Genomic DNA, 26,294 nt, shown 5'->3' with positions numbered 1-26,294 from the left:
GGAATTCAGGAAATGAAAAAAAACAAATTGATGCTTATGCTTCTGATGGCTGCTTTTATGATGATTGCAGCTGCATGCGGAAATGCAGGAGAAAGTAAAAAATCGAATAGCGATTCTGCAAAAGGAGAAGAAAAGGCATCAGGTTCTTTAACCATTTCTGGTTCATCGGCTATGCAGCCACTAGTACTTGCAGCCGCGGAAAAATTTATGGAAGAAAACCCTGATGCTGATATACAGGTACAAGCTGGCGGTTCTGGAACAGGGCTTTCTCAAGTCTCTGAAGGTGCTGTTCAGATCGGGAATTCAGACGTTTTTGCTGAAGAAAAAGAAGGCATCGATGCAAAAGCGCTTGTCGATCATCAAGTCGCTGTAGTTGGTATGGCAGCAGCTGTAAACCCTGATGCTGGTGTGAAGGATATTTCAAAAGAAGAATTGAAAAAAATCTTCACTGGCAAAATTAAAAACTGGAAAGAGCTCGGCGGCAAAGACCAAAAGATTACACTTGTAAACCGTCCTGATTCTTCTGGCACACGTGCTACATTTGTGAAATATGCGCTTGACGGAGCGGAGCCTGCAGAAGGCATTACTGAAGATTCCTCCAACACGGTGAAAAAGATCATTGCTGATACTCCGGGAGCGATTGGATATCTTGCATTCTCATATTTAACAGATGACAAAGTAACTGCTCTATCTATTGACGGTGTTAAACCTGAAGCGAAAAATGTAGCAACTGGCGAGTATCCGATCTGGGCTTATCAGCATTCTTATACAAAAGGTGAAGCGACAGGTTTAGCTAAAGAATTTCTTGATTATCTAAAGAGTGAAGACATTCAAAAAAGCATTGTTACTGACCAAGGCTACATTCCGGTTACTGATATGAAAGTGACACGCGATGCCAACGGGAAGCAAAGCTGATCTTAATAAAAAGAGGAGTGCGGGGACAACCGTTTCTCCTCTTAACACATTCATAGGAGTGTAAAACAATGATAAACAATAGAGAAAATATGTCTGTGAGCGAGCGTTTAATCAGCTCAAGGCAAAATCGGCAATTGGATGAAGTTCGGGGAAGAATGATTGTAACAGCATGTGCACTGATTATGATTGCGGCATCTGTTGCAATCACCATTTTCCTCGGCGTGAAGGGGCTGCAATCTTTTCTTGTAAATGGTGTAAGCCCAATTGAATTCTTAACGAGCTTAAATTGGAATCCTACAGATACTGATCCGAAATACGGAGTGCTGCCATTTATTTTTGGCTCATTTGCAGTAACGATTCTTTCTGCTCTAATCGCTGCGCCGCTTGGCATTGCAGGTGCGATTTTTATGACAGAGATTGCCCCGAATTGGGGAAAGAAAGTGCTGCAGCCGGTGATTGAGCTTTTAGTCGGTATTCCATCTGTTGTTTATGGATTCATAGGTCTTACAGTATTGGTGCCGTTTATCGCCCAGTTCAAATCGAGCGGAACAGGGCACAGTTTATTGGCGGGAACGATTGTCCTTTCCGTCATGATTCTGCCGACGATCACATCGATTTCTGCTGATGCAATGGCTTCTCTTCCGAAGAGTTTACGAGAGGGTTCTTACGCGCTTGGTGCGACAAGATGGCAGACGATCAGAAAAGTACTTGTGCCTGCAGCTTTTCCAACATTGATGACAGCTGTTGTGTTAGGCATGGCTCGGGCGTTCGGCGAAGCTTTGGCTGTTCAGATGGTCATTGGAAATACAAGAGTATTGCCGGAAAGCCTGTTTGACACTGCGGGAACGCTGACAACGATCATCACGCTGAATATGGGCCACACCACATACGGAAGCGTTGAAAACAATACGCTGTGGTCAATGGGGCTTGTGCTTCTGGTGATGTCATTCTTGTTCATCCTGCTTATTCGCTACTTGTCATCTAGGAGGAAAGTGTAATGAACCGCAAAATAACAGATAAACTGGCGACCGGAATGTTTGGTTTGTGTGCAGCCATTATCGCTGCCATTTTAGTAGGTTTGTTTTCCTATATTATTATAAACGGTGTTTCTCAGCTCAGTTTTCAATTTATTACAACAAAATCGAGCGCCATTGCAGCTGGGGGAGGCATACGAGATCAGCTGTTTAACTCCTTTTATATTTTGTTTATTACAATGCTGATTACAATCCCGCTCGGTGTGGGCGGCGGAGTCTTCATGGCTGAGTACGCGCCTAATAACAAAGTGACTGACTTCATCAGAACATGTATAGAGGTGCTTTCATCTCTTCCGTCTATTGTCATTGGGATGTTTGGATTATTGATGTTTGTCAACTTAACAGGCTGGGGATATACGATCATAGGCGGGGCGCTTGCGTTAACTGTTTTTAACCTTCCTGTCATGGTGCGTGTGACAGAAGACGCGATCCGTTCAGTCCCTAAAGATCTGAAGGAAGCCTCTCTCGCTTTAGGTGTATCACGCTGGCATACCGTAAAAACGGTTTTGATTCCAAGTGCGATTCCTTCTATTATCACAGGAGCAATTTTAGCGTCAGGAAGGGTGTTCGGGGAAGCGGCCGCATTATTATTTACGGCAGGCCTGACAACACCGCGTCTTAATTTTACGGAGTGGAACCCGTTTTCGGAAACATCACCGCTTAATATTTTCAGGCCCGCTGAAACACTTGCGGTCCACATTTGGAACGTCAATACACAAGGAATGATTCCGGATGCTGAAGCGATTGCCAACGGTGGTTCTGCCGTGCTGGTGATTTCTGTTCTTGTGTTTAATCTCGCAGCGAGATGGCTTGGCACGATGATCTACAAAAAGCTTACGGCTAATTAGAACGGAAAGAGGCGAAAAACATGTCTGAACAAATGGTAAAAGAAAAACCTGAGCGAGCTGTTATTGTTCCGAAGCAGAACCACGTGCTTGAAGTCAAAGATCTGTCTATTTTTTACGGAAATAAACAAGCGGTTCATCATGTAAACATGGATATTGAAAAGAATGCGGTGACTGCTTTAATTGGGCCGTCGGGATGCGGAAAATCCACTTTTTTGAGAAATATTAACCGAATGAACGATTTAATTCCATCTGCAAGAGCGGAAGGTGAAATCCTTTATGAGGGATTAAATATATTGGGCGGCAATATTAACGTTGTCAGCTTGAGAAGAGAAATCGGAATGGTTTTCCAAAAACCAAATCCATTTCCGAAATCGATCTATGCGAATATCACACATGCATTGAAATATGCCGGAGAGCGGAATAAAGCCGTTTTAGATGAAATTGTGGAAGAAAGTTTAACAAAAGCAGCGCTCTGGGATGAGGTGAAGGATCGTTTACATTCATCAGCACTCTCGTTATCCGGCGGCCAGCAGCAGCGTTTATGCATCGCGAGAACGCTTGCGATGAAGCCGGCTGTTCTTCTGCTTGATGAACCAGCTTCAGCGCTTGATCCGATTTCAAATGCAAAAATAGAGGAATTAATTACAGGATTGAAAAGAGAATACTCAATTATTATTGTCACGCACAATATGCAGCAGGCTCTGCGGGTTTCTGACCGGACGGCATTCTTTTTAAACGGAGAGCTTGTAGAGTACGGACAGACCGAACAGATTTTCACGAGTCCGAAAAAGCAAAAGACAGAGGATTATATTAACGGGAAATTCGGATAGGAGGGCGGCAATGAGTATTGCTACCGAAGCTGTAATGAAACAGGAAGTCTATCAAGTCAATGGAATGAACTTATGGTATGGACAGCATCATGCTTTAAAAAATATCAATTTGAGCATTTATGAAAATGAGGTTACGGCGATTATCGGGCCATCCGGATGCGGGAAATCGACCTTTATCAAGACATTGAATTTAATGATTCAAATGACGCCGAATGTAAAGCTTGCAGGTGAGCTGAACTATAATGGCAGCAACATTTTAAAGGATAAAGTGGACATCGTGGATTTGCGAAAAAATATCGGCATGGTATTCCAAAAAGGGAATCCGTTTCCGCAATCTATTTTTGATAATGTGGCTTACGGACCGAGAGTCCACGGCACCAAAAATAAAAAGAAGCTTCAAGAAATTGTGGAAAAGTCATTAAAAGACGTGGCATTATGGGATGAGGTGAAGGATCGATTGCATACGTCCGCTCTTTCGCTGTCAGGGGGCCAGCAGCAGCGTCTTTGCATCGCCAGAGCACTTGCGACCAATCCTGATATTTTGTTGATGGATGAACCGACATCTGCACTAGATCCAATCTCAACGAGAAAAATTGAAGAACTCATTCTAGAGCTGAAAAATAAATACACAATTGTCATTGTCACGCATAACATGCAGCAGGCAGCAAGGGTTTCTGATCAAACCGCCTTTTTCTACATGGGCGAGCTTGTTGAATGCGACAATACGAATAAAATGTTCTCTAACCCGAAGGACCAAAGAACGCTCGATTACATTTCAGGAAAGTTTGGATGAAAAAAACAGGCTGAGTCAGCCTGTTTTTTTATCGTGTTAACGTTTTTACGATCTTTTTGAAACTCATGTCTGATTTTACTTTAAACTCGCCGGCACGAATTTCTTTGTGATAGCCGGCATCAATGACATAGTCATTAAAGTCTTGAGCCGAAGAGATAATGCCCTCTTTTTCAAGAATAGCAGATACATCCGCAGTGCTCATGCCATCTTTAATTTTGAGCTTGTACGTTTTGACTTTGTCTGTTTTCGTGTCTGAGCTGCTGTCATCGGTCAACGATTTCTCTTTTGAATCAAGAAGTTTTTGATATTCATCACGGTTCACAGAAACCATTTTTTTAGAATCAAGGTAATTGTTCACGTCTTGTTCAGTTACTGTTTTATTATCTTTTACAGCAGCGGCCTGGTCTTCGTCAGTCAGATAAAAAACAGCTGCAAGAACGGCTGTCGCTAAAATGATGCCGCCAGCAAATGCCTGAATGCCCCGTTTTGTCATACGAGCACCTTCTCATTATCTTTGATAATCGTATTCACGTCTTCCACTGATACATGCTCAGCTTTAGCAATCGCTTCAGCTGACATACCGTTATTATATTTAGAAAGTATTTGTTTAGCGATTTTTTGATTGATGTCGTTCTGCTTTGATTTGCGAATGACAAGGTTTGTTTCCAGTAATTCTTCCTCAAGCACTGTCATTTTCTTTTTGAGCTTGTAAATTTCCTGCATCGCAGAAAGCTGCAGTGTTTCGAGTTCCTGTTCTACATCTTTCATCGGGTCTCTTTGAGAATATGAGAATGCAATTAGCGCTATACTGACGATAAACAACGCAATAATAGCAATTTCCACGTTTCATCACCTTCTATTCTTTTTTTATCCTTCTTTTTTATACCATAAAACCAATAGTTTCTAAAGGAATTCGCGAAAAAAACGAGATTTTGTCGAGAAATCTTTCTTTGCTTCTTCTTTATGTAATGGTTTAATAGGAACACGAAGTGAACGATTGGAAAGGAGAAATGTTAGGAGTCCATGGATAAACACCCATTTCCCTATAATATACGACATAAGCTTGCCTTTTTTAGGGACACATTCGACATGATCATTCAAAACGCTCACACCCTGACCGTAAGCTGGGAAATCTCAGAAGAAACAATGCGGCTGGCTGAAGCGGTCCTTTTCGAAAAAACGCAGGATATGATAAAAGAATTGCGCATTGTCATCAAAAGAAAAGACATTGAAGCTGTCAGGACAAAACGCACAACGTATGATAAAGGCGAATGGACGATTAGACAGGCGGCTGGTGATGCTGTATATCGGGCTGAATACAGAATTGTGAATTCAATGAATGTCTCTCTCAAGCTTGCCGGTACAGACGACATCTATCTTGATGAAAATGGGATTCGTCATATAAACAGTTTTCAGATTGAAGAAGCGCACACCAGTTGGGAGGCGCAATTTTCTGCATACACCTGTTATGGGAGAGGGGAAAAAGAACGGTGAACATTCTCATGCTTTCACCCGAACATCCCGATGAGCCGAAAAGCGGGCTCGGTGTCCATTTAAACCGCCTCAATTCCTATTTAAACCCTCATATCAACATTACAGTTTGTACTCCGAGCGGGCAGTTGTTTTCCTATGCGAAGTTTGAAGATTACATAGCTGATGCTAACTTTACAATGGTTCGCCATGTGTTATCACACAATGAACGCTTTGATCTGATTCATGCTCATGATGACACAACAGCCCCTGCCGCCCAGTATTTGAAACAACGGCTTGGCCTTCCGCTTGCTGCGACAATCCACGGCCTTGAAAGCGAAAGGAAGAAGGTGTGCCGAGAAGCCCCACACCCATACAGGCTCATGACCGAACGGCTCCTTATAGAATCGGCTGATGCTTTGGTCGTATTAAGCACATTTATGAAGCGGTCTCTTAATAAGGCGGCACATAAAAAAATAACCGTTATCCCGAGCCCTGTATCGGTGGAGGAAGAGAAGGGGAAAATCCCAAGAAGCATGAATAGAAGATTCCTCTTTTCATATGGAAGGTTTGTTCCGGAAAAAGGATTTTCGCAGCTGTTAAAGGTGTTTGCCATCTTGAAGCAGCATCAGCCTGACCTCTATCTAGTGCTGGCTGGGGAGGGGCCGTCTCTGTCCTGCTATGAGAAATTGGCTGCGGCATATAACCTGAAGGATCGCGTCATGTTCCTGCCGTTTCTCAATAGGAAAGACATCAGAACGTTACTGTCTCACTGTGAAATGGCTGTTTTCCCTAGTTCTTATGAACCGTTTGGGCTTGCCGCGCAAGAAAGCATGGAACAAGGTGTGCTGACTGTCGTTTCTCAGTCGGGTGGTTTTTGTGACTATGCCGTTCATGACAAAACGGCAGTCATCGCTGATTTTACGCTCGTACAGGAAGCGGCTGATCTGCTGGACAGTTTTTTAAAAGACCGGGAAAAAGCCCGCCGGATAAAAGAAGCTGGCAGACAACAAGTGTTCAAGCTCCACCACCCCCGACTCATTATGTCATCATATTTGCAGCTTTATGAGCGTATCTTCAATAATTCAGCAATTCATTGAAAAACAGCCTAGCATTCCGTCCATTATAGTGGTATTATATATAAGTCTGAATAAGTAAATGATTTTAGTTTGGAGGGAAAATAATGCGCGTTAATATTACTTTGGCTTGCACTGAATGTGGTGAGCGTAACTATATTTCTAAAAAGAACAAACGCAACAATCCAGACCGCGTTGAATTTAAAAAATATTGCCCACGTGATAAAAAATCTACGTTACACCGTGAAACAAAATAACAGCCTTGCTGTTTGAGGTGTAAGAAAAAAGCCAGAGCTTTGAAAAAGGTTCTGGCTTTTTTTCTATTCCGAGGGGGATGAGAGATGAAATCAAAATTAAGAAAAAAGACGCTGGAGGCACTGTCTGCTTTATCAAATGAAGATCTGCTTCAAAAAACGGAACGTATGTATAAGTACTTGTTTTCTCTGCCGGAGTGGCAAAATGCCGGCACCATTGCCGTCACTATTTCCAGAGGATTAGAGATACCGACGCGTCCTGTCATTGAGCAGGCTTGGGAAGAAGGAAAACAAGTTTGCATCCCAAAATGCCATCCGGACACGAAGAAAATGCAATTTCGCACATATCAGACTGATGATCAGCTCGAAACCGTTTACGCCGGACTGCTCGAGCCGGTAATTGAAAAAACAAAAGAAGTAAACCCATCACAAATTGACTTGATGATCGTTCCAGGTGTTTGTTTTGATGTTAACGGGTTTAGGGTCGGCTTTGGAGGCGGCTATTATGATCGCTATTTAAGTGAATATGAAGGGAAGACAGTCTCTTTGCTTTTGGAGTGCCAGTTGTTTGCGCACGTACCCAGTCTGCCGCATGACATCCCGGTACATAAGCTGATAACAGAGGATCGGATTATTTCTTGTTTTTCATAACTTTCCTGTCCCTTATTCGAGAATAAATAAGGTAGAATAACAAACCCTATTGGCAGGAGGGATATCATGAAAAAACTTTTGATATATGCCATTTTCGCGGTTTCTGCCGTCATGTTTTATCAAAATCGCTACCGTCTTATGAATACTGTACTCAGCCAGCCAGGAATCAGGCGGTCTTTTATCCATTTGTTTTTAAGAATTCCATTTATCCGCAATAAGTTTATACAGCAAGCTTTCTAAAATCCCGTGAAAAACGGGATTTTTTGCTTTCAGTAGGCGTTTCGGAGCGCCAGCTGTTATAATGAAAAAAAACTATTGGAGCGGTAAACATGTTTTTGCTGGAGTATACATATTGGAAAATTGCGGCGCACCTGGTGAATAGCGGGTATGGCGTCATACAAGCCGGTGAGTCAGATGAAATATGGTTGGAAGCGCCGGACAAGTCCTCTCATGATCTAGTTCGTCTATATAAGCACGATCTTGATTTCCGTCAAGAAATGGTTAGAGACATCGAAGAGCAGGCCGAACGAGTAGAACGAGTCAGACATCAATTGGGCAGACGAAGGATGAAGCTGCTGAATGTGTTTTTTTCAACGGAAGCCCCTGTTGATGACTGGGAAGAGATTGCAAAAAAAACTTTTGAGAAGGGAACTGTGTCAGTTGAGCCGGCGATCATTAGAGGAACGATGCTTCGAGATGATCTTCAAGCGGTTTTTCCATCATTTCGTACAGAAGATTGTTCAGAGGAACACGCTTCGTTTGAAAATGCGCAAATGGCGCGAGAACGCTTCCTTTCGCTAGTGCTGAAACAAGAAGAACAGAGAAAAACTGAAGCGGCGGTTTTTCAAAACGGAAAACCGATTTTTACATATTTATTTATTGCGCTTCAGATCCTGATGTTTTTCTTGCTCGAAATAAACGGAGGCAGCACTAATACGGAGACGCTGGTGGCTTTTGGAGCAAAAGAAAACAGCCTGATTGCACAAGGAGAATGGTGGCGGCTTCTGACACCCATTGTGCTTCACATCGGCATAGCGCATTTAGCTTTTAATACGCTGGCTTTATGGTCGGTTGGTACAGCGGTTGAGCGGATGTATGGATCGGGCAGGTTTTTGCTGATTTATCTGGCTGCTGGCATTACGGGTTCGATTGCGAGTTTTGTGTTCAGCCCGTATCCTTCGGCAGGGGCATCAGGAGCCATATTCGGATGCTTAGGTGCATTACTGTATGTTGCTTTGTCTAATCGAAAAATGTTTTTAAGAACCATAGGAACCAATATTATTGTCATTATTATCATCAATCTGGGCTTTGGTTTTGCAGTTTCGAATATTGATAATTCAGGACATATCGGCGGCTTGATTGGCGGCTTTTTCGCTGCAGCGGCATTGGGGTTGCCCAAAGCCAGAGCCTTTGGAAAAAGATTGTTGTCAGCGGTTTTGCTGATTGCTTTGGCTGCCGGATTTTTATATTACGGATTGCATTCGCCTTCACACCAGGAGTCAGCGCTGATTCAGCAGGCAAGCGAGCTGTATCAGGAAGGAAAGTATGAAGAAGTAACAGAATTGCTGAACGGAGAAGCAGCGCAAAAAGATGCCTCTGCCGATCTTTTGAAAATTCTTGCTGTTTCTGATATTAAAATCGGCGAAAATGATCAGGCGGTTTCCCTTTTGGAACGAGCAGTGAAAAAAGAACCTAAAGACCATGCCTCATATTACTATTTAGCCTTATTGTATGCGGAAAAAAATGAGCTTGCACAAGCAGAAAAGGCCATCAGGCTGGCTTTAAAATTGGAGCCGAAGGAGCAGCGCTACAAGGAGCTTCAGCAACATATTGAAAATAATAAAGAATCATAAAGGTGGAATATGGAAAGGAAGCTGGCTTTTTTGTCAGCGTTTTCTTCTTGACTGACCGCTTCCTTATGAATACGCTTATGATAGTTAAGTTCAAGAAATGGTGAGGAAAATGAATACATTTTATGATGTGCAGCAGCTGTTAAAAACGTTTGGCCACATTGTTTATTTTGGAGACAGAGAGCTTGAAATTGAGTTTATGCTGGATGAATTAAAGGAATTATACATGAACCACATGATTGAAAAGGAGCAGTGGGCCAGAGCGGCAGCTGTCCTTCGAAAAGAATTGGAACAAACAAAAAACGGAAGAGATTTTTATAAAGGCTAAGGTGATAAAAATGGACGAGATATGGTTTGCGGGCATTGACCTGGGAGGAACGACGATTAAACTCGCTTTTATTAATCAATATGGCGAAATTCAGCATAAGTGGGAAGTTCCGACTGATAAAACCGGCGACACGATTACTGTCACAATTGCAAAAACAATCGACAGCAAGCTGGATGAGCTGCAAAAACCGAAGCACATCATCAAATACATCGGAATGGGTGCACCAGGCCCTGTTGATATGGCGGCAGGAGTTGTTTATGAAACAGTAAATCTAGGGTGGGAAAATTATGCTTTAAAAAACCATCTGGAGACAGAAACCGGCATCCCAGCTGTTATAGAAAATGACGCGAATATTGCTGCGCTCGGGGAAATGTGGAAGGGAGCGGGTGATGGCGCAAAAGACGTCATTCTCGTGACGCTTGGCACAGGAGTTGGCGGCGGCATCATTGCAAATGGTGAAATTGTACATGGCATAAATGGCGCCGGCGGAGAAATCGGCCATATTTGCAGCATCCCTGAAGGCGGAGCGCCCTGCAACTGCGGCAAAACGGGCTGTATCGAAACAATTGCGTCAGCAACCGGAATTGTAAGAATTGCAAAAGAAAAAATAGCAAATGCTAAAAAGACGACACGTTTAAAAGCAACCGAACAATTGTCAGCGCGGGATGTGTTTGAAGCGGCGGGTGAAAATGATGAAATTGCCCTTGAGGTGGTTGATTATGTAGCCAAGCACCTTGGTTTGGTGCTCGGAAATTTGGCAAGCTCGCTTAATCCATCCAAAATCGTTCTTGGCGGCGGCGTATCGAGAGCCGGAGAACTGCTGAGATCAAAAGTTGAGAAAACATTCCGCAAATGCGCGTTTCCGCGGGCGGCCCAAGCTGCTGATATTTCAATCGCAGCACTTGGAAATGATGCCGGCGTTATCGGAGGCGCTTGGATCGCTAAAAATGAATGGCTGAAACATCAAAATTGTTAAAATTGTGTAAATGAAATTGATTTTTTGTTGTGCTCAGGTTAAGATTTAATTTGATGTGTTAATGAGAATGTTGGGAAATAGACTGATTTTTTGAGCGTGCTGCATAGGAGGTTGAAATGCGAAAAACGTTTTTTTCGAAGATTTCATTTATGCTGATTGCCATTTTATTGATGTGGCTGAAAACGTATGCTGTTTACAAAACCAGTTTTCATATTAAAATCGACAATCTAACACAGGAATTTATTCTGTTTATCAACCCATTGAGTTTTTTGTTGCTTATTTTTGGCCTCAGCCTGTTTTTAAAAGGCAAAAACAGAAATCGCTACATTATCGCGATGAGCTGTCTTGTCACGTTTGTATTGCTGGCAAATATGGTTTTTTACCGTTTTTACAATGATTTCTTAACAATCCCTGTTCTTTTTCAAACGAGCAATATGGGTGATCTCGGAAGCAGCATCGGAACACTTCTTGAGCCGACAGACCTCCTATTAGCTGTAGATATTGCGGTTTTAATATGGCTTCACATCCGGCAAAAAGCTTTTCAATCGGACATTCCCTCAACGAAAAATGAACGGGCGGCTTATTTTTTGTTCGTTGCTTCTGTTTATTTCTTCAACCTGGGCTTGTCTGAGGCGGAAAGACCTCAGCTATTGACACGCTCATTTGACAGAGAAATGCTTGTTAAAAACATTAGCCTGTTTAATTTTCATATTTATGATGGCGTTCTTCAGTCAAAGCAATCTGCACAGAGAGCGTTGGCAGACAGCAACAGCCTGACGGAAATTGAAAACTACGTAACCGCTAATGCGAAGGGTGCCAACAAACGCTTATTCGGCGCTGCAAAAGGAAGGAACGTCATTCTCGTATCCTTAGAGTCGACGCAAAGCTTCGTGATTAATGAAAAATTGAATGGAGAAGAAATCACGCCTTTTCTGAATGACTTTATAAAACAGAGCTACAACTTTAATAATGTTTACCACCAAACAGGCCAGGGGAAAACCTCGGATTCTGAATTTATCGTGGACAATTCACTGTATCCGCTTGGACGAGGTGCCGTGTTTTTTACGAATGCGGGCAATCAATATATGGCCGCTCCTGAAATTTTGAAAAACAGCGGATACTATTCAGCGGTGCTCCACGCTAATAATAAGAGCTTTTGGAATCGTGATTTAATGTACGACTCATTTGGATATGATTCGTTTTTTGATATTAACTCGTATGATGTAACTGACGAAAATTCAGTCGGCTGGGGACTGAAGGATAAAGAATTTTTTGAGCAGTCTTCAGAGCTGATGAAAAATCTGCCTCAGCCGTTTTACTCGAGGCTGATTACACTGACGAACCACTTCCCGTTTGATCTTGATGAAGAGGATCAATTGATTGATGAATATGATTCAAGCAGCCAGACGCTAAATAAATATTTTCCGACAGTGCGTTATCAGGATGAGGCGCTAAAACGGTTTATCGAAAAGCTGAAGGAAGACGGATTATACGACAACTCTGTTATTGTATTATATGGTGACCATTATGGTATATCAGAAAACCATAATGAAGCGATGGGGCAGTTTTTAGGAAAAGAAATAACCCCATTTGAAGAGGTACAGCTCCAAAAAGTGCCGCTGGTCATTCATATTCCGGGTATTACTGATAAAAAGCCGCAAACCATTGAAACAGTAGGCGGGCAGATTGATATCAGGCCGACGCTGATGAATCTTTTAGGGATTGATACGAAAGATCAAATTCAATTCGGCAACGATCTGCTTTCAGACGAAAAACTGGACTTTACGGTGCTCCGGGACGGGAGCTTTATCACAGATCAGGTTGTTTATACAGACGGTGCGTGTTATGACAAAGAGACGGGAAAACCGTTAGAAGAGACAAAACAATGTGAAGCATTTGCTGATAAAGCAAAACAGGAGCTATCACTTTCTGATGAAATCATTTATGGGGATTTGTTGCGATTTTATGACCAGAAAAGGCTGGACAATTCGTCAAAACGGAAAGAAAAACACATGCTTGATCAGGCATCGTAATCACAATGTCTCCCGCGTCAAAGTGAGCGGGAGGCTTTCTTTTTTTAAATACGCTGTCATATAGTAACAAAAAAGGGGGATGATGATGGCGTTTATTACGGTGAAACCTGCGATCAAGAACAATTTGGCCAGAGTGGCGAAAGAACTGAAGATAGACGAGGAATTGCTTAAAAGTGCAAATCGCTCCGCACAAAAACATCAATTGTATTGCCCTGGTTATGTGATAGAGGAGCATAGCGGCAAAGAGCTTCAAACCATTGAGGATATAAAGCGCTTTTTACAGCCTCGGCAGCTGGAACTTTCTGATAGCTGGATTGAGCAAGAGAAAATCTATGATGATTCAGCTGTTGAAAAGGAAATAAAGAAGATTATTGATGTTTTTCCGTTTGTCTCATGCCGGGAAATTGGCCGTTCTGTACTCGGCAGGCCTATCTGGGAACTGAAGGCTGGTGGGGAGCATGCCGTAAAAAAGGTCCATATGAACGCGTCATTTCATGCGAATGAGTGGATTACAACGTCTGTCCTGCTAAAATGGTTTAAGGAATACTGTATGTCATTATGCTGCAATTCGCCTTTCTTTGGCTTTTCTCCCATAAAGCTGTTTAACAGCACATCCTTATCCCTCGTTCCTCTTGTCAATCCGGATGGCGTTGATCTTGTTTTAAACGGATCAGAAGTCATGGGAGCCAGAAGAGATGAGCTCGAAAGGCTAAATGAACATCGTCCGAATTTTAATGAATGGAAGGCGAATATAAACGGGGTTGATTTAAATAAACAATTTCCATCATTATGGGAAATTGAAAAATACCGAAAACCGACAGCACCCAGCTACCGCGATTTTCCGGGAATCTCTCCACTTACGGAGCCGGAATCTATTGCGATGTACCGGCTGATCACGGAGAATCCGCCTGACAGACTGCTGGCTCTTCATACTCAAGGAGAAGAAATTTATTGGGGCTATAAAGGCCTTGAGCCTGAGGAATCTGCTGCCGTCATAAAGGATTTTGAGGAGTTAAGCGGGAACATTTATAAGGGAGTAAGGGATATAGACAGCTATGCTGGATTTCGTGATTGGTTTATTCACCATTATTTTAAGGAAGGGTATACGGTGGAACTTGGAAAAGGCCAAAATCCTTTGCCGTTGCAGCAGTTTTCACACATATATAACGCCACAAACGGCATCTTGTGGAGGGCGTTATTTTTTCATGAGTAACTGAAACTTTTTCTTTTTTCTGCCGAAGCAAATATGAGAGAATAAAGATGATCGGAGGGGAATGCTGATGAGATCAGTTTGTTTTATTCTGCTGACGGTATTGCTGTTTAGTCTATCGGCATGCGAACCATCTCATCAGCAGCAAAAACAGGCATCGGCGGCAAAAGATGAGAAAAAAGACATCATACCGCTTTCCGCGGAAAAAGCGGATGGGGCGGAAGGCTGGCTGAATAACAGCACAATATTATATACTGCGTCTAATCCGACGAAAACAGAGCTTTTTGCGTACCGCATCTTTACAGGCAAAGCGAAAAAGCTCTATCAAACGGATGGTCAAATCGTTGATGTTCAAATCAATGCGAGGGAGCAGATGATTCTGCTGCAAATCACACATAGCCAAAAGACGGCAGTGGTTTTGCTTAATGCAGAAGGGGAGACGCTTTACGAAAAAGATTACGAAACGTATGAGCTTGAGGCTGCTTGGAATCAGTATGATCCTTATCAAATGATGGTTACGGAATTCAATGAGAACTGGGATTTCCATACATATCAGGTGAATGCTAAAAAAGACGAATCTTTCTTAAGTCCAGTACAGGTTCCGTTCATTCATTGGACATCCAAAAATACATTTGATTATGTAAAAGAGGGAAGAGACGATAAAGCAGGGCCTTTATATACGTTCGATACAGCTTCTAAGACGGAACAGAAGCTTGAGGATGACGTTCTATTCTTCGATTCTTTCCATCAAATGAGTTTTACTGTCAAATCAGCTTCCGGAGGAAAAGGGACGTATCAGTTTAAAACGCCGCAATCAACATCACCTGTTACAGCGAAATGGCCGCTCCAAGCGAAATATACAAGTTTGGCTCCAATGGAGTATGACTATGATGAAGCAGAAGGCCTGTTTTATACATTCAAACAAAGCGGCGATGCATATAAGCTCGCAGCAGTTAATGTAGCATCGGGAGAGACAAAAGATCTTGTGTCTCTGCGGGAAATGGAGCCGATTCAAATATCTCCGAACGGGAAATATGCGTTATACGGCTTTCATTTTGAGCAAATTATTTTATTGAAATCACATGAAACGAAGCAACTTATCATTGATCAAAAGGAGATGGAATAACGATGGCTATCGCAGATGTAACCATTATCCCAATCGGTACGGAAACACCCAGTGTCAGTGCTTACGTAGCCGATGTGCAAAAGATATTAGAAGGATATCAAGCAGAAGGGAAAATCAAATATCAGCTGACACCGATGAATACGCTGATCGAGGGAGAACTCAGTGACCTTTTTGCAGTCATTCAGGCAATTCACGAAGCGCCATTTCAAAAAGGATTGCACAGAGTGGCAACGAATATCCGTATCGATGACAGGCGTGACAAAAAAACGACGCTTGAGAGCAAAATAGAAAGTGTCAATAAACATTTACAGCCATAAAAATAAACCTGTATCCGATCGGATACAGGTTTTAATGTGCGGTTGGATACCCGCTGTTTATTACGGTCATCACGGTAAACCATCCAAAGACAAATAAGGTGGCACCGGCTAATAAAAACCCGAGTATATTTTTATTTCTAACAGAACGCAAGACTCCCCATAAAGCGAAAAGAGCGACAAGGCCGAAAATCACGACAAGTAACATAACACAGCCCCCTTTACATTGAAAAACCTGCAATTCTTTCCAGTTTTATTCTACCCGTTTTTTATAGGTTTGTCGATAGCGTTTTCAATGCGATTGTTTGAATCTTTTTTAAAAAACCCTCATAATAAGAGCATAAAAAAGAAAGAGGTGATAATAGTGAAATGGAGACGAATGCCAGTAGGGCCGATTCAAGCGAACGCATATTTTCTCATCAGTGATGATCAATGCCTGATTTTTGATCCGGGCGGCGAGGGACATAAAATCAATCAATACATAAAAGAAAAAGGGCTGACGCCTTTAGCCATTTTGCTTACACATGCCCATTTTGACCATATTGGGGCGCTTGATGAAGTGAGAGAAAAATGGGATATCCCTGTTTACCTGCATCAAAATGAAAAAAATTGGCTTACGGATGCTTCTTTAAACGGCTCCGGCATGCTGCGAGGGATAGAAGTCACAGCTAAGCCTGCAGATCATCTAATTGAAGGTGACGGTGAGTTGAATATCGGGCCGTTTCATTTGGAAACATTATTTACGCCGGGACATTCACCAGGCAGTGTGTCTTACTACGTGAAAGATGCAGACTTGGTCATCTCCGGTGATGTTTTGTTCCAAGGCGGTATAGGACGTACGGATTTAATAGGCGGCGATCAAGAGACGCTGCTGACGTCCATTCATGAAAAACTGCTTACGCTTCCGGAACACACGCTGGTGTTAAGCGGCCATGGACCTGAAACAGACGTACTGACTGAGCAGGACCAAAATCCGTTTTTAAATGGTTTTTCATTGTAAAAAAAGAGACAAACCGATAAGGTTTGTCTCTTTCTGCATTTAATGACCTCCGCCGCCGGGCACCATAATAAAAATTGAGTAATATGTAAAGCCGGCGAAGAAAATTGTTAAATAAGCGCCAAAAATATAAATATACATGCGTTCGGTTAAGTTCAAATACGATAGAAACACAAATAAGATCGTCTGTCCAAAAAATAAAAGGGAAGCATCTTTCATATCACCTAAATAAAACATGACTGCAAAAATTCCCGTCCAAAATCCTAACACCCGGAACATGCGATTCATTTTTATCCCCTCCCGAGAGTCCCTCTGACTGTTATTATAATAGATCACACCTAGAAATGTAAACATTTTCATTATTAATATACAAATGGAATTTGTCCCTTTGATTGTGTTTTCTATTGTATGAATGTTTTTTAAAAAATAATCCGAAAAAAGTTCTGTAAATGGTTTAAATGAAAAATGATCCGGGTAGTTATTCTACAAAGAGATGGTTAACTGAGGAGGAAAAAACGAATGGAACAACAATTAACTTTTTACTCATATCCAAGCTGCACGTCATGCCGAAAAACAAAACATTGGCTTAAAGCACATCAAATTGAATTTAACGAACGGCACTTATTCAGAGAAACCCCGACAAGAGAAGAATTAAAGTACATTTTATCGTTAACGACAGAAGGAATTGATGAAATTTTGGCGACAAGAAGCCAGACTTTCAAAAATTTAAATTTAAACATTGAAGAAATGACGGTAAATGAGGTGCTGGAACTTTTAATCGAGAAGCCGAAGCTTTTGCGACGCCCGATTCTAGTAGACAACAAAAAGCTGGTGATTGGTTATAACCCGGGAGAACTGTTGAAGTTATCGAAGAAGAAAACGGTTCATCAATCTGCATGATGAAAAACCGAAGATCCGCTGATTTATACGAATCAGCTTATCTTCGGTTTTTCACCTGTTCAGAAACTGGGCTAGCTGGATTCGAACCAACGATCACGGAGTCAAAGTCCATTGCCTTACCGCTTGGCTATAGCCCATTGAATGTAAACATAGTATGTGTAAAGGCAGACGCGTTATACATATATAGCGTACATTTTTCAAAAACAGGAGGTAACTCATTAAGATGATAGCTCTTGATCAGCACTTAACAGAGCACAAAGAAGATATCACGCAACAATGGCTGGAAGTTTGTACGTCAAAAGGCAGCTGGCTGTATTCAGCGAAAGATCAGCAAAAACTAGAACAAAAGTTAAAAGACCAGCATGAATTATTGGTGACCATCGTAGCAAAATCCCTTAGAAAAGAAGACGTAGAGGATGAGCTCAACCGGTGGTCTCTTCAATGCGCCAGAGACCGTGCCGTTCATGAAGTGACGGTAACAGAAAGTGTCGGCCAGTTTAACACCTTCAGGCACATCATGTTTGAACGGATTCAGAAATTCAGCGAAGCTTCTTCTCAAGACATCAGCATTCAGGATTTTTATGAGTGGAGCCGGATCTTGAATCAAAACATTGATGAGATCATCGAAGTGTTTACGGAAGAATATCACCAGGTGACCATGATACAATTAAACGCGCAAAAAGAAATGATTAATGAATTGAGTGCGCCGATTATGCCGATTACTGATGGAATTGGGATTCTTCCGCTTGTCGGTGAAATTGATACGTACAGAGCGAGGACGATTTTGGAGTCTGTGCTGGAGCAGTGCTCAGCGTTAAAGCTCTCGTATTTATTTTTAGATATTTCGGGCGTTCCTATCGTTGATACCATGGTAGCCTATCAAATTTTTAAAGTGATTGACAGCACCAAATTGCTCGGCATTGAGACGATTATTTCAGGAATCAGGCCGGAAATTGCCCAAACTGTCGTGAAGCTGGGTCTGGATTTTTCGAATGTGAAAACCGAGCAAAGTCTTGCTAAAGCCCTGGCCAATAAAGGGTTTAAAATAAAAGAGTGTTGATGCCTTTGCCATGTTTATCTTGAAAGATAGCAGCTGAACAGCCTTTCACGGGCTATTCAGCTTTTTTAACTTCTATAAATAAAATGTGATGGCTGTTGATGTCTTTTACCTTAAAAGAGTAGCCATCATATTCTATGGTACTTTCAGGCTCAGCGTCTATGTTTTGTGTCAAAAACCAGCCGCCCAAGGTGTCTACTTCTGCGTCTGATAAATCGGTTCCAAGCAGGCTGTTAACATCGCTGATTAATAATTTTGCATTTAACAAGTAGTGATCCTTTCCAAGTTCGCGGATATGAGGCACTTCATCCGCATCAAATTCATCACGGATTTCTCCTACAATTTCCTCGATAATATCTTCGACAGTGACCAAACCGGACGTCCCGCCATATTCATCTATGAGGATCGCCATATGAGTGCGTTCCTTTTGCATTTTCAGCAATAGTTTATAAATAGGAATCGTCTCAATGACATGGATAACGGGCTGTACGAAAGGTTCAATTTGATGCTTCTTGATTGAAAAATCTTTCGTCAGCATGGAAAACAGCACTTCTTTCATATTAATCACGCCAATGACGTTATCTTTATCCTCTCTTACAACCGGGTACCGGGTATATTTTGTTTGCTTGACTGTTTCCTGAAGATTTGAAATGGAGTCTTCATCTAGTGACAAACTAACCATTTCATTTCGCGGCACCATAATTTCCTTTGCCATTCGTTTATCAAAGGTGAAGATATTATTCATGTACTTTAATTCACTTTTTCTGATCTCGCCGCTTTTATAGCTTTCAGCCAATAGGACCCGAAGTTCTTCCTCTGTATAAGCCAGCTCATGCTCTGATGCCGGCTTCAGCCCAAACACTCCTGTAATCAATCGGGCAGAGTGGTTCAACAGCCAAATGAATGGAAACATGATCTTATAAAACCAAATAAGCGGTTTAGCGAACAACAAGGTAATGCTTTCTGCTTTTTGAATGGCGAAACTCTTTGGCGCCAGTTCCCCAATAACGACATTTAAATACGTAACCGCTAAAAATGCGATGACGAGTGAAAGCAGGTGGGTAAGCGATTCATTTAAGCCTGCTTTATGAAAAAGCGGTCGAAGCAGAGTTTGCACAGTCGGTTCCCCAAGCCATCCCAGTCCTAAAGCTGCGACTGTGATGCCTAACTGACAGGCTGATAAATATTCATCAAGGTGAGTGATGACATGCTTTGCCGCTTTAGCACCTTTCTTTCCTTTTGCGACAAGCTGATCAATTTTGGACCGCCGCACTTTTACGATTGAAAATTCTACGGCAACAAAAAATCCTGTTAACAAAATGAGAATAGCGACTGCTAGTAAATTGACAAATTCCAAAACAACTGCCTTCTCCAAGGAAGGCATGCACCTCCCTTTTCCGATGTCCTTCTACATTCCATACCACCTGAAAATGCTCATAAAACATGTGTTGAAGCGGCAGACTGGTTTAGTGACGCGGTTATTGGGCAATTAAAGAATAAAGAACAAAAGTTTGGAGGATCTTGACATGAAGGCACATACAGGAAAGGATTGGTTTTGGTACCAAATGGGGCCTCAAGAAAGAAGTAAGGCAAGGGATCTAATCCATTTTTCTCACTGGCCTCAGTGTGAAAAGTGGTTTGAAAATAACCATCACGTTAATTTTTTGCGAGTAGATACAACTGAGACGGAAAATGAAGCGGTATTTGGGTCGATTGTTTATGATCAGGGGCTTGGTGAAGAAAAAGACCATACTGTTTTTCACTTTTATATCACCAGACAATATTTTTTTACAATCAACTTTGACTTTTCGATTTTGAGAGAGATTAAAGGAAAAGAAGCTGTCCGGCAAATGGAAAGAGCGGACAATGCGATAGAGGGGTTTTTAATTCTTCTCGGCGAGCTAATGAATGCGTATTTAATCGGTGTTGATGAATTTGAAGTAAAGCTGAGAAAGCTTAGATGGCAGATTAAAGACGACAATAGCAAAAGCATTTTAAACCGCGTCCATCTCCTGCGCCATGAACTGATGATTTGGAAAAACTTGATATTAAGCGCTAAAAAAATTGAAATGGCGTTGAAAGAAACCTTTTTACCTCAAAATGAAGAGAAAAAGGATTATCAGCGGACACAACTGAAAATTGACAGGGGATTTACATACATCAGCGAATTTGAAGGAGAGCTTAACAATCTGCTGCATTCAGAGGAAGTCATTACCTCACATAGGGGGAATGAAATTGTAAAAGCACTGACCATTTTCACGACGCTTTTTACGCCGATTACAGCTCTGGGTGCCTTATGGGGGATGAACTTTTCAGTGATGCCGGAACTGAATTGGAAATACGGATATCTCTTTTCTCTCTTATTGATTGTCACATCTACAGTTCTGATCTACCTCTATTTGAGGAAAAAAGGCTGGACGGGAGATATGCTGCAGGAACGGAAGAAGAAAAAGAAACCTCGGAAAAGGCGGACTCTATAGGATGTTTCATATTTTGTGCAGTGTGCCCCGCTTTTTCACCAGACATATCAGGGTGACCGGATACGATGTCAAGGCGCTTATGGCAGAGCATTAAATCCACAGTTTATCGATTCTTGAAAATGACCAAATGACCGGTATTGTTGCATTAGGCGACCTTTCCGTTGAAAAAGATACTGGTCAAAAAGCGAAAACAGCATAATGAAAATGGAATCAAGCAGGCATGGTGACCATGTCTGCTTTTTTATTATTGGGAAAATTGTAATGAAAGGGGCACATTCAGTTGAAAGTTTTTTTCTTGCCAGAAAGAATTGGTTTTTCAGCATATAACATCTCACAAAATCACGTTTTCCCTGTTTGATTACCGTTTCTTCTTTTTCTACAATATGCGTTGAAAGGAGAGGGAATCAAATTGGATTCAATAGAAAAGGTAAGCAAAAACTTGATTGAAGAGGCATATCTAACAAAGGCTTCTGATATTCACATCGTGCCGAGGGAGCGGGACGCTATCATTCATTTTCGTGTCGATCATGCCTTGCTGAAAAAAAGGGACATGAAAAAAGAAGAGTGCGTAAGGCTGATTTCACATTTTAAATTTCTTTCAGCAATGGATATAGGTGAAAGGCGAAAGCCGCAAAACGGTTCGCTTACGTTAAAGCTGAAAGAGGGAAATGTTCATTTAAGAATGTCAACGCTGCCCACAATTAATGAAGAAAGCCTCGTGATCAGAGTGATGCCCCAATACAATATCCCTTCGATTGATAAATTGTCGCTATTTCCGAAGACAGGAGCCACATTACTCTCATTTTTAAAACATTCCCATGGCATGCTCATTTTTACCGGGCCGACTGGTTCAGGGAAGACTACCACATTATACTCTCTCGTTCAATATGCAAAAAAACACTTTAATCGAAATATTGTCACATTAGAGGACCCTGTTGAAACAAGGGACGAAGATGTTCTTCAGGTTCAGGTGAATGAAAAAGCCGGTGTAACTTATTCCGCAGGTCTGAAAGCAATTTTGCGCCATGATCCCGATATGATTATTTTAGGTGAGATCAGAGACGCGGAAACAGCTGAAATTGCGGTGCGGGCAGCGATGACGGGACATCTGGTACTGACGAGCCTTCATACGAGAGACGCAAAGGGCGCAATTTACAGACTGCTTGAATTCGGTATCAATATGAATGAAATCGAACAGACTGTCATTGCAATAGCGGCTCAGCGCTTAGTTGATTTGGCTTGCCCGTTTTGTGAAAACGGATGTTCATCAGTGTATTGCCGCCAGTCACGAAATACCAGGAGAGCTAGCGTTTATGAGCTTCTTTACGGGAAAAATCTTCAGCAATGTATCCAGGAGGCAAAAGGAAATCATGCAAATTACCAATATCAAACGCTTCGTCAAATTATCAGAAAAGGAATTGCGCTCGGCTATATAACGACAAACAACTATGACCGGTGGGTTTATCATGAAAAAGATTAGAAAAGTCTGGTCGTTAAAGGATCAAGCCAGGTTATTAAAGCGGCTTGGTGAAATGACTGCGGGCGGATATACGCTTCTGGATGGATTACGCCTGATGGAACTTCAGATGAATAAGAGGCAGGCTGCTGACTTGACTGATACGGTCACTTGTTTGAGGGAAGGGGCTCCGTTTTATCAAGTACTAAAGAGTTTGTCATTTCATAAGGAAGCCGTAGGTATTTGTTATTTTGCTGAAACACATGGTGAACTGCCCGCTTCCATGATCCAGAGCGGAGAGCTGCTGGAACGAAAAATTGCACAGTCAGACCAGCTGAAAAGAGTGCTGCGCTATCCGCTTTTCCTCATTTTTACGGTCGCTGTCATGTTTTATATGTTACAGTCCATCATCATTCCTCAGTTTTCCGGTATCTATCAATCGATGAATATGGAAACCTCACGTTCAACCGATATGCTTTTTGCTTTTTTTCAGCATATTGATCTTGTGATCATTTTGTTGGCTCTTTTTACAGCAGGTATCGGGATTTATTATTGGCTTGTGTTTAAGAAAAAATCACCTGCCCGGCAAATGCTGATTTGTGTCAGGATTCCTTTGATTGGAAAGCTTGTCAAGCTGTTTAACAGCTACTTTTTTTCTTTGCAGCTAAGCAGCCTTTTAAAATCGGGCCTCTCAATTTATGACAGCCTTAATGCATTTAAACATCAAACGTTTCTCCCTTTCTACCGCTGCGAGGCTGAACAATTGATTGAACGGCTAAAAGCCGGTGAGTCAATTGAAGCCGCTATTTGTGGAAGCCCTTTTTATGAAGTTGATTTTTCAAAAGTCATATCTCACGGCCAGCTGAGCGGCCGATTGGATCGAGAGCTTTTCACATACAGTCAGTTCATATTGCAGCGGCTGGAACACAAAGCGCAAAAATGGACAGGCATCCTTCAGCCGATGATTTATGGATTTGTTGCAGCGATGATCTTACTTGTGTATTTATCTATGCTTGTGCCTATGTATCAGATGATGAATCAAATGTGAAAGGAAGAGGCTGATGAATGAGAAAGGATTTACACTTGTTGAAATGTTAATTGTGCTCTTTATTATTTCGATCTTGCTTTTAATTACGATACCGAACGTCACGAAACATAATCAAACCATTCAAAAAAAGGGCTGTGAAGGCCTACAAAACATGGTTAAGGCACAAATGACCGCATTTGAGCTTGATCATGAAGGACAAACTCCGAGCCTTGCCGATTTACAGTCAGAGGGCTATGTGAAAAAGGATGCTGTCTGTCCAAATGGGAAGCACATTATCATCACCGGCGGAGAAGTTAAGGTTGAACATTAAATTAAACGAGGAGGAGGGGTTTACCCTTTTAGAAAGTTTGCTTGTGTTAAGCCTTGCCTCTATCCTCCTGGTGGCCGTCTTCACTACACTTCCTCCTGCTTATGACAATACAGCTGTCCGACAGGCAGCAAGGCAGCTGAAAAATGATATTATGCTCACACAGCAGACTGCTATTTCCCGTCAACAAAGAACAAAAATTCTCTTTCATAAAAAAGAATATCAATTAGTCATTGGTGATACGGTCATTGAACGTCCGTATGCAACGGGACTATCTATAGAACTGCTGACATTAAAAGACCGTTTGGAATTTAATGAGAAAGGGCACCCGAATGCAGGCGGAAAAATACGAGTAAATGGCCATGCCGTTTATGACATAACAGTTTATCTAGGGAGCGGGAGAGTCAATGTGGAGAGAAAATAAAGGTTTTTCTACAATAGAAACAATGTCAGCGCTAAGCCTGTGGCTGTTTGTGCTGCTGACAGTCGTCCCCTTGTGGGACAAGCTGATGTCTGATGAAAAAATGGCGGAATCACGAGAAATTGGCTATCAGATGATGAATGAGAGCATTAGCAAATATGTCATGAGTGGTGAAGGAGCCGCGTCAAAAACGATTACAAAGAACAATCATATCTATGCAATGAAGTGGAAGGAGGAGGGTGAATATCAAAACGTATGTATCAAAGCCACAGCTTATAAAGAAAAATCATATTGCCTCAGCATCCTGCAGACAGAATGGCTACACGCTTCTTAACGTATTATTTTCGCTCTCAGTCTTTTTGCTCATATCAGGATCGTTAGCTGCGATTTTCCATCTGTTTTTGTCTCGACAGCAGGAACATGACGGTTTCACACAGCAAGAATGGATGATTTCGATAGAACAGATGATGAATGAATGCAAGGAGTCACAGGCAGTTAAGACAGCCGAGGATGGGAGCGTGTTAATCTGCACCAATCTTTCCGGACAAGACATCCGTTTTGACATTTATCACTCAATGATAAGAAAAAGAGTGGATGGCAAAGGGCATGTTCCGATTTTAGATCATATTACTGCCATGAAAGCTGATATTGAAAATGGTGTTGTTTTGCTGAAAATTGAGAGTGAGGACCAAAAAGTGTATCAAACTGCTTTTCCAGTCTATTCGTATTTAGGAGGGGGGTGAATGTACCGTACAAGAGGGTTTATTTATCCAGCTGTTCTTTTTGTGTCAGCGCTTGTGCTGTTAATCGTGAACTTTGCTGCTGCTCAATATATTTCACGCTGCATGTTTGAGAAGGAAACAAAAGAGTTATACATAGGAGAGAACTTGCTTCAAAATGGGGTGCTTCTTTCGATTCGGCATGTTCTAGAGGAACGGAAAGGCCAGGAGGGTACGCAGCAATTTCCATATGGACGGGTTTCTTATTACATTCATGATACATCGATAAAAGAACAAAAAGAAATCAACTTAAGAGTGTCAACGGAGTCGGGAACAGAAAGAACTGCACAGATCGTGTTTGATCAAAAACAGAAAAAACTGCTGAGATGGACAGAATAAAACAGTGTAAAGGGTATAAAAAAAGTCATGTGAGACAACACTTCATAATAATTGAATGATGAGGTGATCACGTGAAAACGAATGATTATGTTAAATATATGACGCAGCAATTTGTCAAATATATAGATACTCCGAGAGATGAGCGAAAAGAACGAAAAGAGGTGCGGAAAGAAACAAAAACGCCTGTTTCCCAGCAGTGGTTCGGTATTTTACCCTATGGCTTCCGACTTTGGCTGAAACGGAAAAAATAACCGCAAATAAACGAATAAGGTCCTTCAAAAAATGGAGGACCTTATTGATATTCTTCTAATATGGCAATTTTATTGACCTTTTGGCTATAAGGATCAAATGAAATCGTCACAAAAACGCCGAATTCTTTTGACCCTTCCCTCAGAGTTAAATGGTATTGCTTCACTGCTTCATCTTTTCTTTTACGGTCCCATACTTTTTGTTTGAACAGTACCTGTGCGAGCGGGTACCTTTTTTTTGCTTCTTTTACAGCAATCTCTTCCCATTTGGACATGTGGCGGGCGGTTACAAGCGGTATTTCTTCTGCGTGAGCGGCTGTGGTGCCAAAGACGAGAAGAGGTAGACAAATCACACATTGTTTGATCATCATGCTGTCACCCTTTCTTTATTTATTATTACCAAATAATAATTGGATATGCATTTAAATTCTCACATAACAATCCCAAAAATTTCAAAAAATGAAAAGATGAGCAATACTGAGCAAGACTTTGTAATATGACGAAAACATTCTTTTAAACGAACAAAATGAGCGATTTCGGTGTTTTAAAATCTA

The 26,294-nt window shown here is 41.7% G+C and carries 35 protein-coding genes and 1 tRNA gene; 29 read left to right on the top strand and 7 right to left on the bottom strand.

Annotation, left to right across the window (positions count from 1 at the left end; translation table 11 throughout):
• The first annotated feature begins 12 nt into the window (after positions 1–12).
• From AC0OMU_RS09525 to pstB (AC0OMU_RS09505), 5 genes are all read left to right on the top strand, one after another.
• Positions 13–915: a phosphate ABC transporter substrate-binding protein gene (locus tag AC0OMU_RS09525; protein WP_015384104.1), complete on the top strand. Its 903-nt coding sequence runs from the start codon at positions 13–15 to the stop codon at positions 913–915.
• Positions 916–983: 68 nt separating this feature from the next.
• Positions 984–1,913: a phosphate ABC transporter permease subunit PstC gene (gene pstC, locus AC0OMU_RS09520; RefSeq protein ID WP_015714268.1), complete on the top strand. Its 930-nt coding sequence runs from the start codon at positions 984–986 to the stop codon at positions 1,911–1,913.
• Complete coding sequence (pstA, locus tag AC0OMU_RS09515) at positions 1,913–2,797, top strand: phosphate ABC transporter permease PstA (RefSeq protein ID WP_003230103.1); 885 nt, start codon at positions 1,913–1,915, stop codon at positions 2,795–2,797. Before pstC ends, pstA begins: the two co-directional genes overlap by 1 nt.
• A gap of 20 nt (positions 2,798–2,817) precedes the next feature.
• Positions 2,818–3,627: a phosphate ABC transporter ATP-binding protein PstB gene (gene pstB / locus AC0OMU_RS09510; protein WP_015384102.1), complete on the top strand. Its 810-nt coding sequence runs from the start codon at positions 2,818–2,820 to the stop codon at positions 3,625–3,627.
• 10 nt (positions 3,628–3,637) lie between these two features.
• Positions 3,638–4,420: a phosphate ABC transporter ATP-binding protein PstB gene (gene pstB / locus AC0OMU_RS09505; protein WP_014480273.1), complete on the top strand. Its 783-nt coding sequence runs from the start codon at positions 3,638–3,640 to the stop codon at positions 4,418–4,420.
• Between the two features lie 28 nt (positions 4,421–4,448).
• Here pstB (AC0OMU_RS09505) and AC0OMU_RS09500 read toward each other — a convergent pair whose 3' ends face one another.
• Both AC0OMU_RS09500 and AC0OMU_RS09495 read right to left on the bottom strand, forming a co-directional pair.
• On the bottom strand, positions 4,449–4,913 hold the full coding sequence (locus tag AC0OMU_RS09500) for an endolytic transglycosylase MltG (RefSeq protein WP_014480272.1): 465 nt from the start codon (positions 4,911–4,913) through the stop codon (positions 4,449–4,451).
• On the bottom strand, positions 4,910–5,263 hold the full coding sequence (locus tag AC0OMU_RS09495; RefSeq protein ID WP_003245993.1) for a hypothetical protein: 354 nt from the start codon (positions 5,261–5,263) through the stop codon (positions 4,910–4,912). Before AC0OMU_RS09495 ends, AC0OMU_RS09500 begins: the two co-directional genes overlap by 4 nt.
• 180 nt (positions 5,264–5,443) lie before the next feature.
• On the opposite strand from AC0OMU_RS09495, the gene AC0OMU_RS09490 reads away from it, so the two are divergent.
• From AC0OMU_RS09490 to AC0OMU_RS09435, 12 genes are all read left to right on the top strand, one after another.
• Positions 5,444–5,914 carry a hypothetical protein gene (locus AC0OMU_RS09490; RefSeq protein ID WP_072175540.1) on the top strand — a complete coding sequence of 157 codons (471 nt, stop codon included), beginning with the start codon at positions 5,444–5,446 and terminating at the stop codon, positions 5,912–5,914.
• Entirely contained in the window at positions 5,911–6,990 is a 1,080-nt protein-coding gene (locus AC0OMU_RS09485) for a glycosyltransferase family 4 protein (protein ID WP_474241116.1), read from the top strand. The genes AC0OMU_RS09490 and AC0OMU_RS09485 overlap by 4 nt, the downstream gene beginning before the upstream one ends.
• A gap of 83 nt (positions 6,991–7,073) precedes the next feature.
• A complete protein-coding gene (gene rpmG, locus AC0OMU_RS09480; RefSeq protein ID WP_003153056.1) occupies positions 7,074–7,223 on the top strand; it encodes a 50S ribosomal protein L33 in 150 nt (49 codons plus the stop codon).
• A gap of 84 nt (positions 7,224–7,307) precedes the next feature.
• Positions 7,308–7,871 carry a 5-formyltetrahydrofolate cyclo-ligase gene (locus AC0OMU_RS09475; RefSeq protein ID WP_474241115.1) on the top strand — a complete coding sequence of 188 codons (564 nt, stop codon included), beginning with the start codon at positions 7,308–7,310 and terminating at the stop codon, positions 7,869–7,871.
• 66 nt (positions 7,872–7,937) lie between these two features.
• Positions 7,938–8,111, top strand: coding sequence for a hypothetical protein (locus tag AC0OMU_RS09470; protein WP_003230126.1), 174 nt, complete (start codon positions 7,938–7,940; stop codon positions 8,109–8,111).
• A gap of 89 nt (positions 8,112–8,200) precedes the next feature.
• A complete protein-coding gene (gene yqgP, locus AC0OMU_RS09465) occupies positions 8,201–9,724 on the top strand; it encodes a rhomboid protease YqgP (RefSeq protein ID WP_474241114.1) in 1,524 nt (507 codons plus the stop codon).
• Positions 9,725–9,833: 109 nt separating this feature from the next.
• Entirely contained in the window at positions 9,834–10,049 is a 216-nt protein-coding gene (locus AC0OMU_RS09460; RefSeq protein ID WP_004399107.1) for a YqgQ family protein, read from the top strand.
• Positions 10,050–10,059: 10 nt separating this feature from the next.
• Positions 10,060–11,025 carry a glucose kinase GlcK gene (gene glcK / locus AC0OMU_RS09455; RefSeq protein ID WP_130572563.1) on the top strand — a complete coding sequence of 322 codons (966 nt, stop codon included), beginning with the start codon at positions 10,060–10,062 and terminating at the stop codon, positions 11,023–11,025.
• 116 nt (positions 11,026–11,141) lie between these two features.
• Complete coding sequence (locus AC0OMU_RS09450) at positions 11,142–13,058, top strand: LTA synthase family protein (RefSeq protein ID WP_474241113.1); 1,917 nt, start codon at positions 11,142–11,144, stop codon at positions 13,056–13,058.
• 82 nt (positions 13,059–13,140) lie between these two features.
• On the top strand, positions 13,141–14,271 hold the full coding sequence (locus AC0OMU_RS09445; RefSeq protein WP_474241190.1) for a M14 family metallopeptidase: 1,131 nt from the start codon (positions 13,141–13,143) through the stop codon (positions 14,269–14,271).
• A gap of 67 nt (positions 14,272–14,338) precedes the next feature.
• Positions 14,339–15,394: a YqgU-like beta propeller domain-containing protein gene (locus tag AC0OMU_RS09440; protein WP_015483435.1), complete on the top strand. Its 1,056-nt coding sequence runs from the start codon at positions 14,339–14,341 to the stop codon at positions 15,392–15,394.
• Positions 15,395–15,396: 2 nt separating this feature from the next.
• Entirely contained in the window at positions 15,397–15,711 is a 315-nt protein-coding gene (locus AC0OMU_RS09435) for an MTH1187 family thiamine-binding protein (protein ID WP_003230139.1), read from the top strand.
• A 31-nt stretch (positions 15,712–15,742) separates the two neighbouring features.
• On the opposite strand, the gene AC0OMU_RS09430 is transcribed toward AC0OMU_RS09435, so the two are convergent.
• Entirely contained in the window at positions 15,743–15,916 is a 174-nt protein-coding gene (locus AC0OMU_RS09430) for a DUF2759 domain-containing protein (RefSeq protein WP_003230141.1), read from the bottom strand.
• Between the two features lie 156 nt (positions 15,917–16,072).
• On the opposite strand from AC0OMU_RS09430, the gene AC0OMU_RS09425 reads away from it, so the two are divergent.
• Positions 16,073–16,708, top strand: coding sequence for an MBL fold metallo-hydrolase (locus AC0OMU_RS09425; protein WP_014480263.1), 636 nt, complete (start codon positions 16,073–16,075; stop codon positions 16,706–16,708).
• 39 nt (positions 16,709–16,747) lie between these two features.
• On the opposite strand, the gene AC0OMU_RS09420 is transcribed toward AC0OMU_RS09425, so the two are convergent.
• A complete protein-coding gene (locus AC0OMU_RS09420) occupies positions 16,748–16,993 on the bottom strand; it encodes a DUF2626 domain-containing protein (protein ID WP_003226300.1) in 246 nt (81 codons plus the stop codon).
• Between the two features lie 231 nt (positions 16,994–17,224).
• Here AC0OMU_RS09420 and mgsR point away from each other — a divergent pair, with 231 nt between their 5' ends.
• The gene (gene mgsR, locus AC0OMU_RS09415; protein WP_003230147.1) at positions 17,225–17,605 is read left to right on the top strand and encodes a transcriptional regulator MgsR; all 381 of its coding nucleotides are present in this window, start codon (positions 17,225–17,227) and stop codon (positions 17,603–17,605) included.
• A gap of 66 nt (positions 17,606–17,671) precedes the next feature.
• Here the strand turns inward: mgsR and AC0OMU_RS09410 are convergent.
• A tRNA-Gln gene (locus tag AC0OMU_RS09410) sits at positions 17,672–17,742 on the bottom strand.
• Positions 17,743–17,828: 86 nt separating this feature from the next.
• Between AC0OMU_RS09410 and rsbRD the strand changes: the two genes are divergently transcribed.
• On the top strand, positions 17,829–18,665 hold the full coding sequence (gene rsbRD, locus AC0OMU_RS09405) for an RsbT co-antagonist protein RsbRD (RefSeq protein WP_474241112.1): 837 nt from the start codon (positions 17,829–17,831) through the stop codon (positions 18,663–18,665).
• Between the two features lie 52 nt (positions 18,666–18,717).
• Here the strand turns inward: rsbRD and AC0OMU_RS09400 are convergent, their stop codons facing one another.
• On the bottom strand, positions 18,718–20,046 hold the full coding sequence (locus AC0OMU_RS09400; RefSeq protein ID WP_003230150.1) for a hemolysin family protein: 1,329 nt from the start codon (positions 20,044–20,046) through the stop codon (positions 18,718–18,720).
• A gap of 142 nt (positions 20,047–20,188) precedes the next feature.
• Between AC0OMU_RS09400 and corA the strand changes: the two genes are divergently transcribed.
• The 9 genes from corA to AC0OMU_RS09355 all read left to right on the top strand — a co-directional run bounded on the left by corA (position 20,189) and on the right by AC0OMU_RS09355 (position 25,743).
• Entirely contained in the window at positions 20,189–21,142 is a 954-nt protein-coding gene (gene corA / locus AC0OMU_RS09395; RefSeq protein ID WP_474241111.1) for a magnesium transporter CorA, read from the top strand.
• Between the two features lie 409 nt (positions 21,143–21,551).
• Positions 21,552–22,622: a competence protein ComGA gene (gene comGA / locus AC0OMU_RS09390; protein WP_015483431.1), complete on the top strand. Its 1,071-nt coding sequence runs from the start codon at positions 21,552–21,554 to the stop codon at positions 22,620–22,622.
• Complete coding sequence (comGB, locus tag AC0OMU_RS09385; protein ID WP_047182873.1) at positions 22,609–23,646, top strand: comG operon protein ComGB; 1,038 nt, start codon at positions 22,609–22,611, stop codon at positions 23,644–23,646. The genes comGA and comGB overlap by 14 nt, the downstream gene beginning before the upstream one ends.
• A gap of 13 nt (positions 23,647–23,659) precedes the next feature.
• Positions 23,660–23,956 carry a comG operon protein ComGC gene (gene comGC, locus AC0OMU_RS09380; RefSeq protein ID WP_014477332.1) on the top strand — a complete coding sequence of 99 codons (297 nt, stop codon included), beginning with the start codon at positions 23,660–23,662 and terminating at the stop codon, positions 23,954–23,956.
• On the top strand, positions 23,946–24,377 hold the full coding sequence (gene comGD, locus AC0OMU_RS09375; protein ID WP_015384089.1) for a comG operon protein ComGD: 432 nt from the start codon (positions 23,946–23,948) through the stop codon (positions 24,375–24,377). Before comGC ends, comGD begins: the two co-directional genes overlap by 11 nt.
• Complete coding sequence (gene comGE / locus AC0OMU_RS09370; RefSeq protein ID WP_015384088.1) at positions 24,361–24,708, top strand: ComG operon protein 5; 348 nt, start codon at positions 24,361–24,363, stop codon at positions 24,706–24,708. The genes comGD and comGE overlap by 17 nt, the downstream gene beginning before the upstream one ends.
• Positions 24,614–25,117 carry a competence type IV pilus minor pilin ComGF gene (gene comGF, locus AC0OMU_RS09365; protein ID WP_464097236.1) on the top strand — a complete coding sequence of 168 codons (504 nt, stop codon included), beginning with the start codon at positions 24,614–24,616 and terminating at the stop codon, positions 25,115–25,117. The genes comGE and comGF overlap by 95 nt, the downstream gene beginning before the upstream one ends.
• Positions 25,118–25,492: a competence type IV pilus minor pilin ComGG gene (comGG, locus tag AC0OMU_RS09360; RefSeq protein WP_014480253.1), complete on the top strand. Its 375-nt coding sequence runs from the start codon at positions 25,118–25,120 to the stop codon at positions 25,490–25,492. It abuts the gene before it with no gap.
• Positions 25,493–25,563: 71 nt separating this feature from the next.
• Positions 25,564–25,743 (top strand): YqzE family protein, encoded by a 180-nt coding sequence (locus AC0OMU_RS09355; protein WP_003230176.1) that lies wholly within the window; start codon positions 25,564–25,566, stop codon positions 25,741–25,743.
• A 41-nt stretch (positions 25,744–25,784) separates the two neighbouring features.
• On the opposite strand, the gene AC0OMU_RS09350 is transcribed toward AC0OMU_RS09355, so the two are convergent.
• Entirely contained in the window at positions 25,785–26,111 is a 327-nt protein-coding gene (locus AC0OMU_RS09350; protein WP_015384086.1) for a YqzG/YhdC family protein, read from the bottom strand.
• Positions 26,112–26,294 lie beyond the last annotated feature (183 nt).

This window comes from Bacillus sp. FAU18, from assembly GCF_056033885.1.
Note: the sequence above shows the minus strand (reverse complement) of the source record. Positions and strands in the feature narration are given on the sequence as shown.

Bases quoted from the DNA above. Each gene is read 5' to 3' on its own strand.
- rpmG (WP_003153056.1), top strand. From the start codon at position 7,074: ATGCGCGTTAATATTACTTTGGCTTGCACTGAATGTGGTGAGCGTAAC.
- AC0OMU_RS09475 (WP_474241115.1), top strand. From the start codon at position 7,308: ATGAAATCAAAATTAAGAAAAAAGACGCTGGAGGCACTGTCTGCTTTA.
- AC0OMU_RS09525 (WP_015384104.1), top strand. From the start codon at position 13: ATGAAAAAAAACAAATTGATGCTTATGCTTCTGATGGCTGCTTTTATG.
- AC0OMU_RS09470 (WP_003230126.1), top strand. From the start codon at position 7,938: ATGAAAAAACTTTTGATATATGCCATTTTCGCGGTTTCTGCCGTCATG.
- comGE (WP_015384088.1), top strand. From the start codon at position 24,361: ATGTGGAGAGAAAATAAAGGTTTTTCTACAATAGAAACAATGTCAGCG.
- AC0OMU_RS09440 (WP_015483435.1), top strand. From the start codon at position 14,339: ATGAGATCAGTTTGTTTTATTCTGCTGACGGTATTGCTGTTTAGTCTA.
- comGC (WP_014477332.1), top strand. From the start codon at position 23,660: ATGAATGAGAAAGGATTTACACTTGTTGAAATGTTAATTGTGCTCTTT.
- corA (WP_474241111.1), top strand. From the start codon at position 20,189: ATGAAGGCACATACAGGAAAGGATTGGTTTTGGTACCAAATGGGGCCT.
- AC0OMU_RS09460 (WP_004399107.1), top strand. From the start codon at position 9,834: ATGAATACATTTTATGATGTGCAGCAGCTGTTAAAAACGTTTGGCCAC.
- AC0OMU_RS09400 (WP_003230150.1), bottom strand. From the start codon at position 20,046: ATGCCTTCCTTGGAGAAGGCAGTTGTTTTGGAATTTGTCAATTTACTA.
- pstB (WP_015384102.1), top strand. From the start codon at position 2,818: ATGTCTGAACAAATGGTAAAAGAAAAACCTGAGCGAGCTGTTATTGTT.
- AC0OMU_RS09490 (WP_072175540.1), top strand. From the start codon at position 5,444: ATGGATAAACACCCATTTCCCTATAATATACGACATAAGCTTGCCTTT.
- pstC (WP_015714268.1), top strand. From the start codon at position 984: ATGATAAACAATAGAGAAAATATGTCTGTGAGCGAGCGTTTAATCAGC.
- AC0OMU_RS09450 (WP_474241113.1), top strand. From the start codon at position 11,142: ATGCGAAAAACGTTTTTTTCGAAGATTTCATTTATGCTGATTGCCATT.
- comGB (WP_047182873.1), top strand. From the start codon at position 22,609: ATGAAAAAGATTAGAAAAGTCTGGTCGTTAAAGGATCAAGCCAGGTTA.
- AC0OMU_RS09435 (WP_003230139.1), top strand. From the start codon at position 15,397: ATGGCTATCGCAGATGTAACCATTATCCCAATCGGTACGGAAACACCC.
- AC0OMU_RS09420 (WP_003226300.1), bottom strand. From the start codon at position 16,993: ATGAATCGCATGTTCCGGGTGTTAGGATTTTGGACGGGAATTTTTGCA.
- yqgP (WP_474241114.1), top strand. From the start codon at position 8,201: ATGTTTTTGCTGGAGTATACATATTGGAAAATTGCGGCGCACCTGGTG.
- glcK (WP_130572563.1), top strand. From the start codon at position 10,060: ATGGACGAGATATGGTTTGCGGGCATTGACCTGGGAGGAACGACGATT.
- pstB (WP_014480273.1), top strand. From the start codon at position 3,638: ATGAGTATTGCTACCGAAGCTGTAATGAAACAGGAAGTCTATCAAGTC.
- AC0OMU_RS09350 (WP_015384086.1), bottom strand. From the start codon at position 26,111: ATGATGATCAAACAATGTGTGATTTGTCTACCTCTTCTCGTCTTTGGC.
- mgsR (WP_003230147.1), top strand. From the start codon at position 17,225: ATGGAACAACAATTAACTTTTTACTCATATCCAAGCTGCACGTCATGC.
- rsbRD (WP_474241112.1), top strand. From the start codon at position 17,829: ATGATAGCTCTTGATCAGCACTTAACAGAGCACAAAGAAGATATCACG.
- AC0OMU_RS09500 (WP_014480272.1), bottom strand. From the start codon at position 4,913: ATGACAAAACGGGGCATTCAGGCATTTGCTGGCGGCATCATTTTAGCG.
- AC0OMU_RS09445 (WP_474241190.1), top strand. From the start codon at position 13,141: ATGATGGCGTTTATTACGGTGAAACCTGCGATCAAGAACAATTTGGCC.
- comGG (WP_014480253.1), top strand. From the start codon at position 25,118: ATGTACCGTACAAGAGGGTTTATTTATCCAGCTGTTCTTTTTGTGTCA.
- pstA (WP_003230103.1), top strand. From the start codon at position 1,913: ATGAACCGCAAAATAACAGATAAACTGGCGACCGGAATGTTTGGTTTG.
- AC0OMU_RS09430 (WP_003230141.1), bottom strand. From the start codon at position 15,916: ATGTTACTTGTCGTGATTTTCGGCCTTGTCGCTCTTTTCGCTTTATGG.